The 17,066-nt window shown below is 38.2% G+C and carries 15 protein-coding genes; 4 read left to right on the top strand and 11 right to left on the bottom strand.

The window, feature by feature from the left end:
* Positions 1-129 precede the first annotated feature (129 nt).
* Positions 130-2,871, top strand: a complete 2,742-nt coding sequence (locus A9970_RS24565; protein ID WP_182984057.1) for a DUF3857 domain-containing protein — start codon at positions 130-132, stop codon at positions 2,869-2,871.
* A 41-nt stretch (positions 2,872-2,912) separates the two neighbouring features.
* Here the strand turns inward: A9970_RS24565 and A9970_RS24560 are convergent, their stop codons facing one another.
* The 5 genes from A9970_RS24560 to thrS form a co-directional block, all read right to left on the bottom strand.
* Positions 2,913-3,362: a DUF3060 domain-containing protein gene (locus A9970_RS24560; protein ID WP_182984056.1), complete on the bottom strand. Its 450-nt coding sequence runs from the start codon at positions 3,360-3,362 to the stop codon at positions 2,913-2,915.
* 252 nt (positions 3,363-3,614) lie between these two features.
* Complete coding sequence (gene rplT / locus A9970_RS24555) at positions 3,615-3,959, bottom strand: 50S ribosomal protein L20 (RefSeq protein ID WP_046674462.1); 345 nt, start codon at positions 3,957-3,959, stop codon at positions 3,615-3,617.
* Between the two features lie 98 nt (positions 3,960-4,057).
* The gene (rpmI, locus tag A9970_RS24550) at positions 4,058-4,258 is read right to left on the bottom strand and encodes a 50S ribosomal protein L35 (protein WP_002993964.1); all 201 of its coding nucleotides are present in this window, start codon (positions 4,256-4,258) and stop codon (positions 4,058-4,060) included.
* Positions 4,259-4,297: 39 nt separating this feature from the next.
* Entirely contained in the window at positions 4,298-4,858 is a 561-nt protein-coding gene (infC, locus tag A9970_RS24545) for a translation initiation factor IF-3 (protein ID WP_075993338.1), read from the bottom strand.
* A gap of 11 nt (positions 4,859-4,869) precedes the next feature.
* Positions 4,870-6,795 (bottom strand): threonine--tRNA ligase, encoded by a 1,926-nt coding sequence (gene thrS / locus A9970_RS24540; RefSeq protein ID WP_153848281.1) that lies wholly within the window; start codon positions 6,793-6,795, stop codon positions 4,870-4,872.
* Positions 6,796-7,507: 712 nt separating this feature from the next.
* Between thrS and A9970_RS24535 the strand changes: the two genes are divergently transcribed.
* Positions 7,508-8,131: a 7-carboxy-7-deazaguanine synthase QueE gene (locus tag A9970_RS24535; protein WP_075993340.1), complete on the top strand. Its 624-nt coding sequence runs from the start codon at positions 7,508-7,510 to the stop codon at positions 8,129-8,131.
* 101 nt (positions 8,132-8,232) lie between these two features.
* On the opposite strand, the gene A9970_RS24530 is transcribed toward A9970_RS24535, so the two are convergent.
* The 3 genes from A9970_RS24530 to A9970_RS24520 all read right to left on the bottom strand — a co-directional run bounded on the left by A9970_RS24530 (position 8,233) and on the right by A9970_RS24520 (position 11,299).
* Positions 8,233-9,480, bottom strand: coding sequence for a hypothetical protein (locus tag A9970_RS24530; protein ID WP_182984055.1), 1,248 nt, complete (start codon positions 9,478-9,480; stop codon positions 8,233-8,235).
* Between the two features lie 135 nt (positions 9,481-9,615).
* Positions 9,616-10,692: a Gfo/Idh/MocA family protein gene (locus tag A9970_RS24525; protein ID WP_227550343.1), complete on the bottom strand. Its 1,077-nt coding sequence runs from the start codon at positions 10,690-10,692 to the stop codon at positions 9,616-9,618.
* Between the two features lie 16 nt (positions 10,693-10,708).
* A complete protein-coding gene (locus tag A9970_RS24520) occupies positions 10,709-11,299 on the bottom strand; it encodes a phosphatase PAP2 family protein (protein ID WP_075993343.1) in 591 nt (196 codons plus the stop codon).
* A gap of 578 nt (positions 11,300-11,877) precedes the next feature.
* On the opposite strand from A9970_RS24520, the gene hisG reads away from it, so the two are divergent.
* Together hisG and hisD are read left to right on the top strand one after the other, a co-directional pair.
* Positions 11,878-12,729 carry an ATP phosphoribosyltransferase gene (gene hisG, locus A9970_RS24515; RefSeq protein ID WP_120332653.1) on the top strand — a complete coding sequence of 284 codons (852 nt, stop codon included), beginning with the start codon at positions 11,878-11,880 and terminating at the stop codon, positions 12,727-12,729.
* Between the two features lie 21 nt (positions 12,730-12,750).
* Positions 12,751-14,037 carry a histidinol dehydrogenase gene (gene hisD, locus A9970_RS24510; RefSeq protein WP_182984054.1) on the top strand — a complete coding sequence of 429 codons (1,287 nt, stop codon included), beginning with the start codon at positions 12,751-12,753 and terminating at the stop codon, positions 14,035-14,037.
* 98 nt (positions 14,038-14,135) lie between these two features.
* Here the strand turns inward: hisD and A9970_RS24505 are convergent, their stop codons facing one another.
* From A9970_RS24505 to A9970_RS24495, 3 genes are all read right to left on the bottom strand, one after another.
* Positions 14,136-15,050, bottom strand: a complete 915-nt coding sequence (locus A9970_RS24505) for a YARHG domain-containing protein (RefSeq protein ID WP_182984053.1) — start codon at positions 15,048-15,050, stop codon at positions 14,136-14,138.
* Entirely contained in the window at positions 15,047-15,616 is a 570-nt protein-coding gene (locus A9970_RS24500) for a DUF2306 domain-containing protein (protein WP_227550342.1), read from the bottom strand. Before A9970_RS24500 ends, A9970_RS24505 begins: the two co-directional genes overlap by 4 nt.
* 80 nt (positions 15,617-15,696) lie before the next feature.
* Positions 15,697-16,941 carry an ABC transporter permease gene (locus A9970_RS24495; RefSeq protein WP_182331239.1) on the bottom strand — a complete coding sequence of 415 codons (1,245 nt, stop codon included), beginning with the start codon at positions 16,939-16,941 and terminating at the stop codon, positions 15,697-15,699.
* Between the last annotated feature and the right edge of the window lie 125 nt (positions 16,942-17,066).

Genomic DNA, 17,066 nt, shown 5'->3' with positions numbered 1-17,066 from the left:
TCCATTATTGGATAGCCTTCTTATTTTCAAAATCCTTTGAATACTATCAGAGCTAATTTTATAGAACAACTAGACTCAGTTACGACGATGCCTAAAATTTTACTTATCTTAGGTTTAAATTATTAATTGATGAAAAGATTTAGCCATCTTCTATTAGCTTTTATACTATTATTAGCCACATTCTCATGGTCATTTAGCCAAACATCCGTTCAAAAAGTAGCCACACCGAGCTGGCTCCGCCCGTTGACAAAAAAAGCAGTAAAACCCAATTTGGACGATATTAGTGATGGATATTACTTTGAATTAATTGAACATCAAATAAATTTAGCAACACAAACAAAATACTACAAGGATATAAAAGTATTGTTCGATCAAAGTGGAGTAGAAAATTTAGGGCAAGTACAAGTAACCTTCGATCCTCATTTCCAAAAACTTCAATTGCATGAATTGAAAATCATTCGTAATGGGAAAGATATTGACATACTACCCAAAGCCAAATTTAATCTTTTAGCCTCTGAAACAGAGCTTCCGAGATCTATTTACAATGGAAGTCAAATGGCCCACTACGTATTGGAAGATCTACGGAAAGACGACAAAATTGTATTTGCCTATTCGATAGTAGGTGCAAATCCAGTATTTGAACAGATGTTTTTTGACAGCTACTATCTACAAGGTTATGAGCCTACAGGTTTAATTCATCTCAATTATATTGTCCCTAATCATCGTAAACTCCATTTCAAGAGCTTTAATGGAGCTCCAGAAGTTCAACAGCAATCCGTTGGAAATTCAACAAATTTCTTTTGGGAGTTGACCGAACATAAGCCCGTCCAATACGAAAACTACACGCCTGATTGGTATAGCCCATTACAGTACATCCAGTGCTCAGAATTCAACACTTGGAAGGATATTGATCAATGGAAGAATCGAATCAATCCCATACGACAGATTTCTCCGTCAAGCACGCTTCAAACTTTCGTCAATCAGCTTTGGAAAGAGTCAAATGGACAGCAGTATGAATTTATTCGGAAGGCCTGTGACTTCGTGCAAAATGAAATACGTTATATGGGTATTGAGATGGGGGAATATTCGCATCGAGCCAATCTTCCCGAAAAAGTATTCTCACAACGTTATGGCGATTGTAAAGACAAATCAATGCTATTGGCAACTATGCTCAAAAACAAGAATATTGATGTTGGCTTAGTATTAGCTAATACCTATAAAAGCCGAGGCCTTCAAAATGATCTACCTTCACCTTATGCATTCAACCATATGGTCATAGAGCTTAGTATCGAAGGTCGTCACCAATATATTGACCCAACCATAACTAATCAGGGCGGAGATATCAAGAATAGATATTTTCCTACCTATGGAAAAGTTTTATCGACCTTGAATAGGGGTCAACTTGCAGATGTACCGCAAAAAGTTGTTGGAGATATCAAAGTCAAAGAGGTCTTAGCACTTGAAGGCAAATTCGACGCTACCCTGGATGTCACAACCACCTATCGCGGAAACGAAGCGGACAACATACGCAACTATTTTCAGAGCAATGCAAAAAATGATATACAGAAGCAATATCTCGATTATTACACAAAAACTTATTCAAAAATCAATAAGGTTGGCTCCATGGATTACAAGGATGACAGCAAAAACAACATTGTGGAAATTGTCGAAAAATACAAAATAAAAAATATTGGTAAGTCTGAAAACGGATCTACCAAAAAATATATTTCATTAATAGGATCAAATATAAACGAGAAACTTCCAGAAATTATGGAAGATCGCAATGCTCCACTAGACCTCCCTTTCCCTACTGATATAGAATATGAGATCTACATCGTTAATAAAGCACAAAAAACATTCGGTGTCTACAAGGAGAATAGCTTTTTTGACCGCAAAGCCTATACATTTGGTAAAACATTAGAAATTAAAGCAGATAGTATTAAGATCCATTATACCTTGGGAATGCACGAATCATTTGTTGAACAAGCAGACCTAAAACAATATTATACAGATTTCGCTGATCGCGATAACATCTTTTATAATGGGTTTTATCTAGACACTAATGGATATGCAACAGATGGTATTCCTAGCCTAGGTACACCGACCTCATCCCATGAGGTTAATTGGTTCTCATCAATCATATTTTTAATATCGGTAGCATCCGTACTCTGGTATATTATAAAAAAGTATAATAAGAGCAAACCTATTATTATCAAGCCCTACGACCAAGTCCATCACGAACAAATTGGCGGATGGATGATCCTATTATTAGTTGTACTAATTGCAAATATATTGGCCCTATCTAGCCTATTTTTCTTTAATTTATCTCTCTTTAATTTAAATACGTGGCAAGCAATGGATCATGTCGATGGAGTTTCTTCATTTGTTTACAAAGTTTTAATCCTAGCCGAGACAGTTGCGAACACGTTGATCATCATTGGATTGATTTATAGCTGTATCCTTCTAATTAAGAGAAGGGATATTTTCGCTCAGACATTCTTTTTAATTACGCTATTTATGGCCATATTTTGTACACTAGACGCAATTGCGGGCTATTTTATGTTCAAACAATACTTTAATAAAACTGATGACATATTTACCAAATATGAAGATACGATAAGAACCATTATCTTTTTCTGTATTTGGGGTAGCTATGCTTATAAGTCTGAACGCGTAAAAGGAACCTGTCTTCGAACATATCAGCCTGCCGATACGGTCCACAAAGCTGAAAAACCTCATCCCTTTGACGAAGACTTTTTAAAGCCCTATCCGATGTCAGAACAACTTATAGAAACACGTGTCAACGAAGATAAAGTACAAAACGACAGCATGGGTCTGGATCAGAGTAGCAACCAAAATGCTGAAAAATAAATGAAATAATAAAAAGGGGGAATGTGTAGTCCCCCTTTTTATTATTTCATTTTCATCACCATATTATCCGCGCCTTCAGTAGACACTTTTACCTGACCGGATTTGTTCTTCGTAGACTTATAATGGACGTGGTTTTTGACTCCCTCAATTTGAACAGTCTCTACTGAACCAATATTAACCATATTGTCTGCCCCCTCTATCGTCACCGTTGCGATGTCACTACCTGATACAGTATTCCCCTTTCCCTCTATAATCAATTTACTCACATTGCCACGGATCACAACTTTATTGTCAGCTCCTTCTATTTGTACGACCTCTCCCCCTTTGGCCTCTATCGTACGGTTATTGTTCACCCCTTCAATCGAGATAACTTTTCCCTGTTGATTAACCACATCGTTAGTTAGAGCCTTGGAAACTGGCTCTTTGGCCGCTATCACCAAGCTTCCGATCAAAAGAAGTGAAAATCCAAATGTAATTGTTCTTAGTTTCATAATGCTATGTTTTCTACAGATCAACAAAAATCAAACCTAATTTCAAATCTAAAAGGGATATGAGCTATAATATACTACGTCAATTGCCTCAAAAGTATAGTTGGGGAATAAGGATAAAATGAAATATAGCATTGAATTGGGTTTACCTGGCGCATAACGTCCCAAAAAAGATACAGTAACGGTCATAACAAAAAAAAGGAGCCTAAAAGGCTCCTTTAATATCTCTAACAAATTGACAGCGGATTAAAAACTCTATTTTACTGCGTCTACAACTGCTTTGAAAGCTTCTGGGTTATTTAAAGCTAAGTCAGCTAAAACCTTACGGTTCAAACCAATGTTTTTAGCGTTTAATTTACCGATCAATTGGGAATAAGAAATTCCGTGTTGACGAGCTCCAGCGTTGATACGTTGAATCCATAAAGCTCTAAACTCGCGTTTTTTGGTTTTACGATCGCGGTAAGCGTATTGTAAACCTTTTTCTACTGTATTTTTAGCAATAGTATAAACTTTGCTACGTGATCCAAAGTAACCTTTTGCAAGGCCTAGGATTTTTTTGCGTCTTCTTCTAGAAGCTACTGCGTTAACCGAACGTGGCATATTTTTAAAATTAGTTTGGTAGAAGGTGTCATGTATTTCAATGAACTTACAACCTTATACCCGGTTAAAAAATTATTATTAATAAAATCGAATAAAACTTATTTACCGATAGCAAGCATACGTTTTACGTTGCCCATATCGCCATCAGATACATAACTTGTTTGTGTTAAGTTACGTTTACGTTTTGTGCTCTTTTTTGTCAAGATGTGGCTTTTGAAAGCGTTTTTTCTTGCAATTTTACCTGTTCCAGTCAATTTGAAACGTTTCTTTGCGCTGGAATTGGTTTTAACTTTTGGCATAATACTTATAAATTTTATATCAATCTGTTAGAATTCTTATTATTTTTTAGGAGCCTTTGGAGCTACTGTCAAAAACATGCGTTTACCTTCTAATTTGGGTAAAAGCTCTACTTTACCGTAGTCTTCCAAAGCCTGAGCGAAGCGCAACAACAAGATCTCACCTTGATCTTTGTGTACGATAGCGCGGCCTTTGAAGTGTACATAAGCACGAACTTTTTCTCCACTTTCTAGAAACTTAATAGCATGTTTCAATTTGAACTCAAAATCATGCTCACCAGAGTTAGGTCCGAAACGAATTTCTTTAATAACAGTCTGTTTTGCATTAGCTTTGATTTCCTTTTGTTTCTTCTTCTGTTCGTAAACAAACTTACTGTAGTCGATAATCTTACAAACCGGCGGTACAGCATTTGGCGAAATCTCCACTAAATCAAGTTCCAACTCATCAGCCAACTCTAACGCTTTGCGCGTAGGGAAAACTCCTTGTTCCACATTATCTCCTACCAAGCGCACCTCAGGTACCTTGATTAACTCATTAATGCGGTGATCTGGTTCTTTCTTTCTCATTGGTGGTCTTGGACCACCGGGTCTTTTTAATGCCAAATGTTTAAAAATTAAACGGTTATTTCCTTAATTAATATATCTCTAAATGCGTCAGCAGTCATAGTTCCTAATTCCACTGAGCCATGTTTACGTACAGAAACTGTGCCATTTTCCACCTCTTTTTCCCCTACAATCAACATATAAGGAAGCTTTTTCACTTCGGCGTCTCTGATTTTTCTGCCCACTTTCTCGTCACGTAAGTCTATCAGTCCGCGAATATCGGAATTATTTAGCGAATTCAAAACATTTTGCGCATATTCTTCGTATTTTTCTGACACTGGCAAGACGATAAATTGCTCAGGCGCAAGCCATAACGGGAATTGACCCGCACAATGTTCGATCAGTACAGCTACAAAACGCTCCAAAGATCCAAAAGGTGCGCGGTGAATCATTACTGGGCGATGTTTCATATTATCACTTCCAGTATATTCCAATTCAAAACGTTCAGGTAAATTATAATCCACCTGTATTGTACCCAATTGCCACTTCCGTCCTAAAGCATCCTTCACCATAAAGTCTAACTTAGGGCCATAGAAAGCTGCCTCGCCATATTCCACGACTGTCGGTAAGCCTTTCTCTTCAGCGGCCTCAATAATCGCCGACTCAGCCAAAGCCCAATTTTCGTCAGTACCAATATATTTTGTACGGTTTTCAGGATCACGTAATGATACCTGTGCTGTATAATCGTTAAAGCCTAACGCACCAAATACATAAAGAACCAAGTCTATTACCTTTTTGAATTCATCTTTAACCTGATCTGGACGACAAAACAAATGTGCATCATCTTGAGTAAACCCACGAACCCTTGTCAAACCGTGAAGCTCACCAGACTGTTCGTAACGATAAACAGTACCAAATTCGGAAAAACGAACTGGCAAATCCTTATACGAACGCGGTTTTACCTTATAAATTTCACAGTGGTGCGGACAATTCATTGGTTTTAACAAAAACTCTTCTCCTTCGATAGGAGTTTTTATTGGTTGAAATGAATCTGCTCCATATTTCTCATAGTGTCCAGAAGTCACATATAATTGCTTATGTCCGATATGCGGAGTAACAACAGGCTCATACCCTGAGTTTAACTGTGCTTTCTGTAAAAAGTCTATCAGCTTTTGACGTAATGCAGCTCCTTTAGGCAACCAAAGAGGCAAACCTGCACCAACCTTTTCAGAAAAAGCAAAAAGTTCCAACTCTTTCCCAAGTTTACGGTGATCGCGTTTTTTCGCCTCTTCTATAAATTTCAAATATTCTGTAAGCTCCGATGCCTTAGGGAACGTAACACCATAAATACGCGTTAACTGTTTGCGAGACTCATCGCCTCTCCAGTAAGCACCGGCAACATTAGTCAATTTAATCGCTTTGATAAATCCAGTATTTGGAATATGAGGGCCACGACATAAATCTGTAAATTCCCCCTGTGTATAGAAAGTGATCTTTCCATCTTCCAAGTCCTTGATTAAATCAAGTTTATACTCATCGCCTTTCGCTGTGAAATAAGCCAACGCATCAGATTTCGAAACAGCTTTACGCTCAAATGTTTCTTTTCGTTTAGCCAGCTCCAGCATCTTGTCTTCGATCGCTTTAAAGTCATCAGACGAGAATTCACGATCGCCAAAATCCACATCATAGTAAAATCCTGTTTCAATCGCGGGACCAATACCAAACTTAATTCCGGGGTACAATGTTTCTAAAGCTTCCGCTAACAAGTGTGCCGAAGAATGCCAAAAAGTAGATTTACCTTTGGTATCATTCCAGGTCAATAACTTGACAGTAGCGTCATCTTCAATAGCACGGGCAGAATCCCACACTTCACCATTTACTTCGGCAGCAAGCACATTTCTTGCAAGCCCCTCTGAGATTGACAACGCAATCCCCGCAGCAGTGATCCCTTTTTGATACTCTCTTACGGAACCATCCGGTAGTGTAATTTTAATCATTTACAACTATGATCTTTAAATTGTTAAAAAATAGAAAACATAAAACAACATGTACAATTATGTTATTACACTTATGTTTTCAATAAATAAATTGTGACACAAATTTAGTAAAAATTCTGATAAAATAACAGGTTTTTTGCGCTATTAAACGCATTCTATCGTCACAATTTAACAATGTTGTTTTTAGCTTTTATAATTTATGACCCAACAAAAATAGAAAGCCGAACCTACGCCCCTCTTGTCCATAGTTTAAATGCGCTAAATTCAAAAGCTTTGCACACTCTCTACATATTTATTATTGCAGTTTAAAACCGAGTAATAATCTAATCTTATTGCTCTAGAGAAACTGTTTATCGTACAGCACTCGTAGTAACAATTAATAAAAATCAGGTTATATATTAACAGGGTAATTACAGGGGGTTAACAGGGGATTAACAGGGGGTTAACAGGGGTAAATCCCTATTAACCCCTTGTTAATCCCCTGTAAAAAGAGTATTGTTTCGCTGTTAATAGCAAACATCGTATAAACCTGATACCATGTTAGCGTTAAACAATGTGCTTTGCTTAAACATCAACCTAAAAACAAAGCGATAAAAACAGATTATTACCAGCAACTATATATATAAAAATGACAGGCCAGCCACTTAAAAGCCGCAGGACAAATTGAGCATCTCATTAATATTTGCTACCTTTGCAGACTGAAATTTTAACTATGTCAAATCAAGTACCAGAAGACGGAACACTATTGCCCTTAATGGAAGAATTTTACACTATTCAGGGAGAAGGCTACCACACCGGGACTGCTGCTTATTTCATACGATTGGGTGGTTGCGATGTGGGCTGCCACTGGTGCGATGTAAAGGAAAGTTGGGATGCATCTATCCACCCCCTTACAACCGCAGATTCGATTATCGAAAATGCAAAGAAATATCCGGCAAAAACAGTTGTCATTACGGGTGGCGAACCACTTATTTATAATTTGGATTACCTAACAAAAGGACTTCATGAGGCGGGCATTAAAACGTTTATTGAAACCTCAGGTGCATATCCTTTGAGTGGCGAATGGGACTGGATATGTTTATCTCCAAAAAAATTCAAAGCTCCACGCAAAGATGTGTTAGAAGCTGCTGGTGAACTTAAAGTTATCGTTTTCAATAAAAGCGATTTCGCATGGGGAGAAGAATATGCACAACTTGTAGGACAAAACTGTAGATTATACCTTCAACCTGAATGGTCGAAATCTAAAGAGATGACACCTTCTATTATTGACTACGTAAAAGAAAACCCTAAATGGGATATTTCACTACAAACACATAAGTTCTTGAACATTCCTTAATTGTGCAAGTGCACGATTAAATAGACACAAAAAAAGGCCTTCGATAGTATCGAAGGCCTTTTTTATAAACAATAAATCTATATTAATGCATGTAATTTAAATCACTTCACATAGGTTTTTAAAAAAGCTTCCAGGTCTAACGTTTTCGTTTCTTCACCTTCCTTCTCCCGGATCAGAACATTTCCAGCATTATCAGCATCTAAAAATAATAAGTTCGCCTTTAATAAAATCTTCCCATTTTCATCCAACAATCCAACTTTTCCATTTTCAGAGAACATCAAATAATTGTCTAAAAATTTACTGATATTTTCCTTTTTGTCAAGCAGAACTTTCCCTTCCTGTGTAACCAATCCAAAATTACCATCCTTCTGAAAAATAGCCAGTTTTTGATTTGCTGGTGTAAGCCAGTCAAACCCTTCCTTATTTACCTTTCCCCCCTTCTTATCCAACAACCAGAAATAATTATCTTTATCTGAAACAATAGCAGTCTGCTCATTAAAATACGCTAAAGAGAAAAGAGAACAAGGCAATACATCTTCTCCCGCCATGTTTTTTATACCATAATATTCGTCATTGGTATCTTTATCCTTGACCATGGTCCATTTAAGTGATTTATCCAATGGGAAAGTATCTTCAAACAAACTCACATCTTCCCCTTCACTCGTATTCCCTCCCCCAGAGATATCAATCACCTTTGCATTTTTAGGAAGTGCAAAATCTGCCACAGACGATACATTGATCACTTTTGTTGTTTCAAAACCAAGGTCATTGTTTTCACCCAAAGACAATTTGAGTACACCTCCAGGCAAATCATTGATAAATGAAAATGCCGTCAGATAATAAGTGGGCACTGCTTCCGAATACCATACCGTTGCTATCGCGGAATCCGCATGGTTTTTTATAAATAACTTTGCTTTCTTACAGGTAATTCCCGCGATCGATTCGATCTCGCCCATATCTTGCAGCTGCACATAAGGCCCTTCCGACTCCCCTAACTTCGTACTGACAATCTTATAGGATGGACTGTATGCTTCGGCAGTAACAATATCATCGCCGATCGAATACGAATATGTTTTTGCTAATTTTCGATTTAAAATAGCATGTGCTTTTTGATTCACTACAGTAGAAGAATAATCGGCATCAGCCAAAATCTCCACATTCCGATAAGCCATTTTTCCTTTCAAAAATGGCTCATAAAACTCTTTTGCAAATTCCGGAACTTCATTTTCAAATTTTTCAGGGGAAACTTCACCTTTAAACACCAACTCCATCTGCCATTGCTTATCTTGTGCATAGGTTGTCGAAATTGATAATCCAAATAATAGTGCAACGTTGAGTAAATTATTCATAAGAATGATAAATATGTAGCTAAATAACAAAAGACAGACCAAAAAGCCTATCTTTTACGCTATTTTTTTATTTATTTACTTTTTTCGCTTCATATTTCCATAAAAAGCAAAAAAAAGACCACTAAGCAAAATAAACTATAATTTAATCATCCGCCTAGTTTTCACCGCTTCGTCACATGCCAAAGCAATTCGTAGACTATTAACAGCATCTTCCATCGAATCAGAAAGGTCCAAATTATCTACAATCGCCTGCTGAAAGAATAACTGCTCCCGGTTACATAATTCCTGATGATCGGGCTCATCAGATAAGTTGACCCACTCATCAACCTTCGTAAATTCATTTGCCGAATCTAAATCGGCGTAATGTACGCGAAGGCTTTCTGTTTGTGTATGGGATGCTACCGAATCCGATTTACCTTCATCGCTTGCTTTATTTGCGACAATGGAAACTGCACCTTTAGGTCCAAAAACATCCTTTACAAAAAAAGCGTTCTGACTAACCATTGGTCCCCATCCAGCTTCATACCATCCTACGGACCCATCTTCAAAATGCAGCTGCAATTGTCCGTAGTTGTAGTTCCAAGCAGGAATCTCATCGGTTAACCGCGCTCCGATTGCAGATACATACAATGGTTTCGCACCCACCATTTGACACATGACATCAATATAATGAACTCCACAGTCAACAATGGGACTTAAACTAGCCATTAGATTTTTATGCACATCCCACATATACCCATGGCTCTGTTGATTCAGATTCATACGCATAACAAGTGGTTTTCCCATCGTTTTAGCTATTTCAATAAATTTGACCCATGAGGGATGATACCTCAAAATATATCCAACAACCAATTTTTTATCATATTTCACTGCTGCATCGACGACCTCCTGCGCGGAAATCACATCTTCAGCTAAAGGCTTTTCAATAAAAACATGAGCACCAGCCTGAAAGGCCTTTATAGCATACGCTTTGTGTGTATCCGGATAGGTCGCTATACAAACGGCATCCGGTTTCGTTTCCTGAAGTGCATCCTCATAAGATTCAAACAATTTATAGTTGCCTCCCAATTGTTCATTCAGTTTACTTTTGCTTTCCCCACGAGCTACTAGACCCACAATTTGGAAGCCATCTAAATCGTGATATGCCTTCGCATGAGATGCGCCCATATTTCCACATCCAACAACCAATATTTTAATAACCTGTTGCATCATTTTTTCTATTTCTATATTATTTCTTTAATCCATCTAAAGCAAAGGCTGCTCCTGTTCCCAATACAGCACCTGCTAACACATCGGAGGGAAAATGTACGCCCAGATACATTCTTGAATACCCCACGCTACTCGCCCATAAAAGCGATGGCGCGACGACGTACCACTTTGAGTAAGCCCGAGACAAAGCAGAAGCAGTAGCAAAAGCAGATGACGTATGACCAGACGGAAAGGAATACCCACCGGCCGTACGAACCGATATGAAATTAGGATATTTTTTAAATGGCCTGCTTCGCTTAAAAATATGTTTTAACCCAACATTCACGAGCGCTGTTACAGCCGTACTGCTAGCAACATACAAGGCATTCTGACGCATTGCCTTATCATCGTTGACCGCGCCTGCAACCAGTAAACCAACCGGAACGGCTATCTGAACATAGTTATTGATATCAGAAAGCACTTTAAATGTTTGTGTTTGTGGTGCTGTCCGAGTCTCGGCTATGGACTCCAATATACGGATATCTAACGTAGACGCTGGCTTTTCCTGTCCAAGAACAGGACCATATAGACAGTTAATCCAACAAATAAAAATAAAAGCTAATCTTTTCATCAAACAAATAATCTATCTAATTTACAATCCCTTTGAAACATGTACCACTAAACACATTCCTCCTATTTATTAAACAACAACTTATACTCCCTACTACTGTAACTCTTATTCGCTACGAACTTAATATATCCCCCCAATTCCTAAAAATAAGAAAATTTATGTGAGTTATCCCCCTATAAAAAGCGTTTCGATTGGACAAGATTTCACAACTTGCTATTGGCGTGATTCAAACAGCTTACTATAGAATAGGAAATCAGCATTACCTTTTGTCTAAATTATGGTATATTCCCCCAATCAACAGCATTGTTTTCACATTTTTTTCAAGAAAATTGAATTCATTTCAACAACAAGTCCATTAGGATAAGAATTTTAAAATGATAGTCTTGCATTTCCCATTAATTTACTATACATTTGCTTGTAGTTATTAATACAAACATGGTTTATACTTACGTACATCATTTTCATTTGCATCATCGCCATTGTGGCGATATGTTAATTTAATGTGTTCTTACGTAGAATACCTTCCCTCTTGTTTGATTTCTTATTATTAATAATTTACTGCTAACATTTATAAAGCGTTGAAAAATCTTAAAATTGCTATCCAAAAATCGGGTAGGTTAAACGAAAAATCTGTTCAATTACTGAAAAATTGTGGTTTAGACTTCGAGAACTACAAAAGCTCTTTAATCACAACTGTTGGGAATTTCCCACTGGAAATATTATTTCTGAGAGACGATGATATTCCAGGATATGTGGAACAAGGCATAGCCGACCTCGGCATCGTCGGTGAAAACATCATCGATGAGACTGAATCCAAAGTAGAATACATCAAACGACTTGGTTTTGGAAAATGCACATTGAAACTAGCTATTCCCAAAGATAGCACCATCCAAGACATTAAAGACCTTAACGGCAAAGCAATCGCAACCTCTTATCCAAATATCCTAAAGAATTTTCTAGACGATTATAAGATTAATGCAGACATCCGCTTGATATCTGGTTCAGTTGAGATTTCACCTGGCTTGGGTCTTAGTGATGCGATCTGCGATATCGTATCTACAGGTGGAACATTAAAAAGCAACGGTTTGAAACCTTTTGCTGATGTCAAAAATTCAGAAGCCATATTGGTGGGAAGAAAGGGATTAGAAGGCAATGAAGTTTTGGCTGAATTAGTACAACGTATCGAATCTGTTCTTTTAGCAAAAGAAACTAAATATGTGGTATTGAATGTCGAAAAGAAAAATTTGCCAGCCATCACTTCTTTATTGCACGGTGTTAAGAGCCCTACGGTTGTTCCATTGGCAGAAGAAGGTTGGGTAGCCGTACACACCGTTATCACTGAAGATGACTTTTGGGATAAGATCAATAAGTTAAAAGCTGAAGGTGCCCAAGGTATCGTTGTGATGCCCATCGAAAAAATCATTCTTTAAACTTGATGCACTTATACAACCATGTTAAAAAAATATGATTACAAAACGTTAGGAAAAACCGAAATCCAGCAACTGGTTGCTAGGAATACGGATCCAAACAATGCAATACAAGAGGTTGTCCAGGAAATTATTCAACAAGTACGCCAACAAGGTGATATCGTATTACGCGAATATGCGGCCAAATTTGATAAAGTTGAACTTGACAGATTATATTTAGACGAGGAAGATATCGACGCACTGGCATCTACTATTGACCGCGATCAACAAAGAGCATTGGAAATCGCGTTTCAAAATATACATAAATTCCATAGTACACAATTAAAAAGGGAGCGCACTGTTGAAACGATGCCCGGCGTAAAATGCTGGCGCGAGGTTCGCCCTATTGAAAAAGTTGGCCTTTATATCCCAGGGGGATCAGCAGTGTTACCTAGCACACTTTTAATGCTCGGTATTCCTGCAAGAATAGCTGGATGTAAAGAGATTGTCGTTTGTTCTCCTCCACAATCCAATGGAAAAATCAATGGCTTTGTTGCTTTTTGTTTGAAATTACTTAAGATAAACAGAATATACCTCGTTGGAGGCGCTCAAGCTGTTGCTGCTATGGGGTTTGGAACAGAGACTATACCAAAAGTCGATAAGATATTTGGCCCAGGAAATCAGTTTGTTACAAAAGCAAAATCCATCATACAGGGCCTTGCAAATGTTAGCATTGACATGCCTGCGGGACCATCCGAAGTACTGGTCATCGCTGACGAGTCGGCCAATGCAGCTTTTGTCGCCGCAGATCTTTTGGCACAGGCCGAACACGGAGCCGATAGTCAAGCTGTCCTGGTTGCAACTTCCGCGGATATAGTTGATGCCGTCAACACAGCATTGGTAGCCCAATTAGCGGTTTTGCCTCGCAAGGAACTTGCTGCAAAAGCGATTGAAAATTCCTATGCAATAACTGTCGAGAATCTTCAGGAGGCCATACAGTTTTCAAATGACTATGCGCCAGAACACCTTATTTTGGAGACGGACCAATGGGAGTCCCTAACACGTTATATCAGTAACGCTGGTTCGGTTTTCTTAGGGCACTTAACCCCTGAAAGCGCAGGAGATTATGCCTCAGGTACAAATCACACGCTTCCTACATCAGGATATGCACGCTCCTACTCCGGCGTATCAGTAGATTCTTTTGTGAAAAAAGTTACTTTTCAACATATAAGCGAAACTGGACTTCAACAAATCGGGTCGGTAGTTGAAATACTCGCTGAACTAGAAGGCCTGCAAGCGCATAAAAATGCGATTTCTATTCGGAAAAAATGATAAAACAGAAACTCTTGATATCACAAAAAAGGCTTTACAATGTAAAGCCTTTTTTGTGATACTGACCTTTGGAATATTCATGACTAATGTTGACTGCATTACCTTCCGAAGGTGTCATAATTATCAGTTGCATATTTTTCAAATCTAGTCAGCAAAGCAATATTATCTTTTTCCAATGGACTTAAGTCTGCAGTCACATCTTTTGAAATAGGCACATACCAATCTACAGGCTCAAAAAACTGACGAATGCTAGGTTTGGTAAACGCATAGCCATGTCGGGCAAAAATCGTATTCCGAATAATCTCCAGATCTAATTTCTTGAGGTTTTTAAGGTCTTTCTCCGTCAACTTTTGTTTAGATGCATTTACAGTAAAGACCGCAGGGGATGCCGATCGATAGTATTGAATAATGTAAGTATAAGTTGAATCTCCATCCACATCAGTTTCCTCCTTTCTTTTTTCGTTAATCCAGTCGACCAAAGTTCCGTCTTCTCCATCCTGATTTTTTAGCATCAGATTTGGATTATAGGCGAACTGCTTTTTCAACAATTTAAAGCTTCGCTTTTTAATCTTTACTCCTTGGTCATATGCGGTCCAATTGCCGATTAACGTATCGTGATTAAGCTTAATTTCAAATCGTCCGTCAGACTTTTTGTCGCCGGGCTCATCCAATAATAACCGGATATCGGCACCATTTTCCTCCAATTTCCCCACAAAAGAACGCAGATTTCCTTTGACAACATTCTGTCCGAAGATATTACCCTTATCCGTAATTTTTTTTATGGTCAAATTTATCTTCGGAGAATAATCTGTCGTGGGCAGCCCTTCTCCTTCTTCAAGAGTACTTTCATCCACAACAAATTCGCCCACCCAGTTGCCATAAAGTTCCTGATGCGCTTCAGCTTCGGCCACAACAGTATCTTTTGTTTCGGTGGCTTCATTCTTTTTGCTTTTCCCGTCCTTACAACCAAGGATTGCTCCAAGCATTAACATTAAACAAAGGTTCTTCCTCATAATTTATGATTTTTTTGATAAATAATAAATTCCGCCAACAACAAATTAGGGATCCATCCCAACCAGGCAATAATTTGATAGAGATCCATCGGATTGGGCTGAAACAGGTACACTAAAGCAAGCTTCCAAAAACGTAGGGTAAGCGCTGAACAGGTTAAGGCAAAACTACGGATCATAAAATCGCGGTGTTTATCAAATTTTCGCTGACTCGCCAAACGAACTGCCCGCCAGGTGAAATAAAACCATCCAAGCCCCAATAATTCAAATGCAATAATAGAGGTTAATCCGCCATTTGCCGCGGATCCAATAAGCAACCCTGAAGGAGCGGCAAAAACCAAAATGGCGAATACATACAAATACCCGATACTTCGATGGACTCGCGGATATTTATTCAATAGATAAGTATTAAACTGCGTAAAGCCGGCAGGCAAAGCAAAGATAGCTGTGCAGACATGGACATAAAACACGTAGCGATACCACCAAAGTTCTTCAATTTCCGTTTGTTTAATCATCAGGAAATTAGCATCGAGTGAGAACCCACGGTAGCGAAATGTGATTTCTGCCATCAGCAGACAGCTATAGGCAAAAATTAAAAGCCAAAATCCATGTAATATCGAAAATTGAGCTTTTTTAAACATATCGCTTTCTATTTACTCCTGATCGCTTCTACCGGATCCAATCGAGAAGCCATTAGAGCCGGAACAATACCTGATATGAGACCAATAAACGTCGAAAGCGAAACTGTAAGCATAACCATTTTCAAACTTACGACAATAGCAACGCCAGTCGCAGCTTGCACTAGAAACGCCAAAAAATAGACAACAACGAGGCCTATCCCTCCCCCCAACAAACATAGTACGATAGACTCGACTAAAAATTGTGAAAGAATAAAGAAATTTTTAGCTCCCAGCGCTTTCTGAATTCCGATAATATGCGTACGCTCTTTGACACTGACAAACATGATATTGGCAATACCGAAGCCACCGACTAAAATCGAAAAAATACCGATTGAAAACCCCGCAAGATTAATTATCCCAAAAAGCTGATCCAGCGCACCTGTAATCATTGTTGTCTGATTAATGGAAAAGTTTTCCTCCCGTTGCGGCGATATACGACGAATCGAACGCATGAGTGTCTTCGCTTCGCTCTCCGCCTCACCAAGCTTATAGTTCGATTTAATAACCATCGCTATGCTCGGTGAAAAATTATCATAGTTGACCAAATTTCTCGCCAGCTCAAACGGAATAAAGGCGGTATCATCGGGGGAGGTATTGATCAATACACCATTTCCTTCTTTCTTTAATACACCGATAACCTGAATTTTTCGGCCTAACATATTAATATATTTGCCAACAGGCTCCTCATTAGGAAAAAGCCCTTCCGCAATATTTGCTCCCAATACAGTTACAAGAGCTCCACCCCTCGACTCGCTTTCAGCAAAGTAACGACCATCCACAATATTCAAATTTTGAATGTACAGGTTCTCATAGGTCGCTGCATTGACCGATGAACCTTGGGCCGAATTATTTTTATATTTTATAGTCGTATTACCAATATTGATCATATATGCCATATACTCGGCTGTCGTCATCCGACTTTTCAAATCCAGGTAATTATTGTATGTAGGTTCGGGTCTATTCAAGTATTTCCACCAAGGGAAATTTGGACCTCCATCCCAGGGCCATTTCTCAATATAAAGTGTTTTGCTACCGATCTTCTTTACTGATTCCTCTATATTATTCCGTAGGGTATCTACCGCAGAAAATACACCAATAATCGTAAAAATTCCGATGGTCACACCCAACAGCGATAGTAAGGTGCGAGTACGATTGTCTTTTAATGCCGAAAAAGCAAACTGACAACTCTCCAATATCAATCTAAAAAATAGCATAATTGTATTCTAAAATACAATATAGTTTTGATTTAATGTCAAAATCGTTAAAAATATATACATAAATTAGAAATAAGCCCTTTCTATACCCGAAAAAGTTATAACTTTGTATGCTTTTTGCAACC

The sequence above is a fragment of the Sphingobacterium sp. UME9 genome, from assembly GCF_014170215.1.
In the GTDB taxonomy this organism is placed as follows: Bacteria; Bacteroidota; Bacteroidia; order Sphingobacteriales; family Sphingobacteriaceae; genus Sphingobacterium; species Sphingobacterium paramultivorum.
Note: the sequence above shows the minus strand (reverse complement) of the source record. Positions and strands in the feature narration are given on the sequence as shown.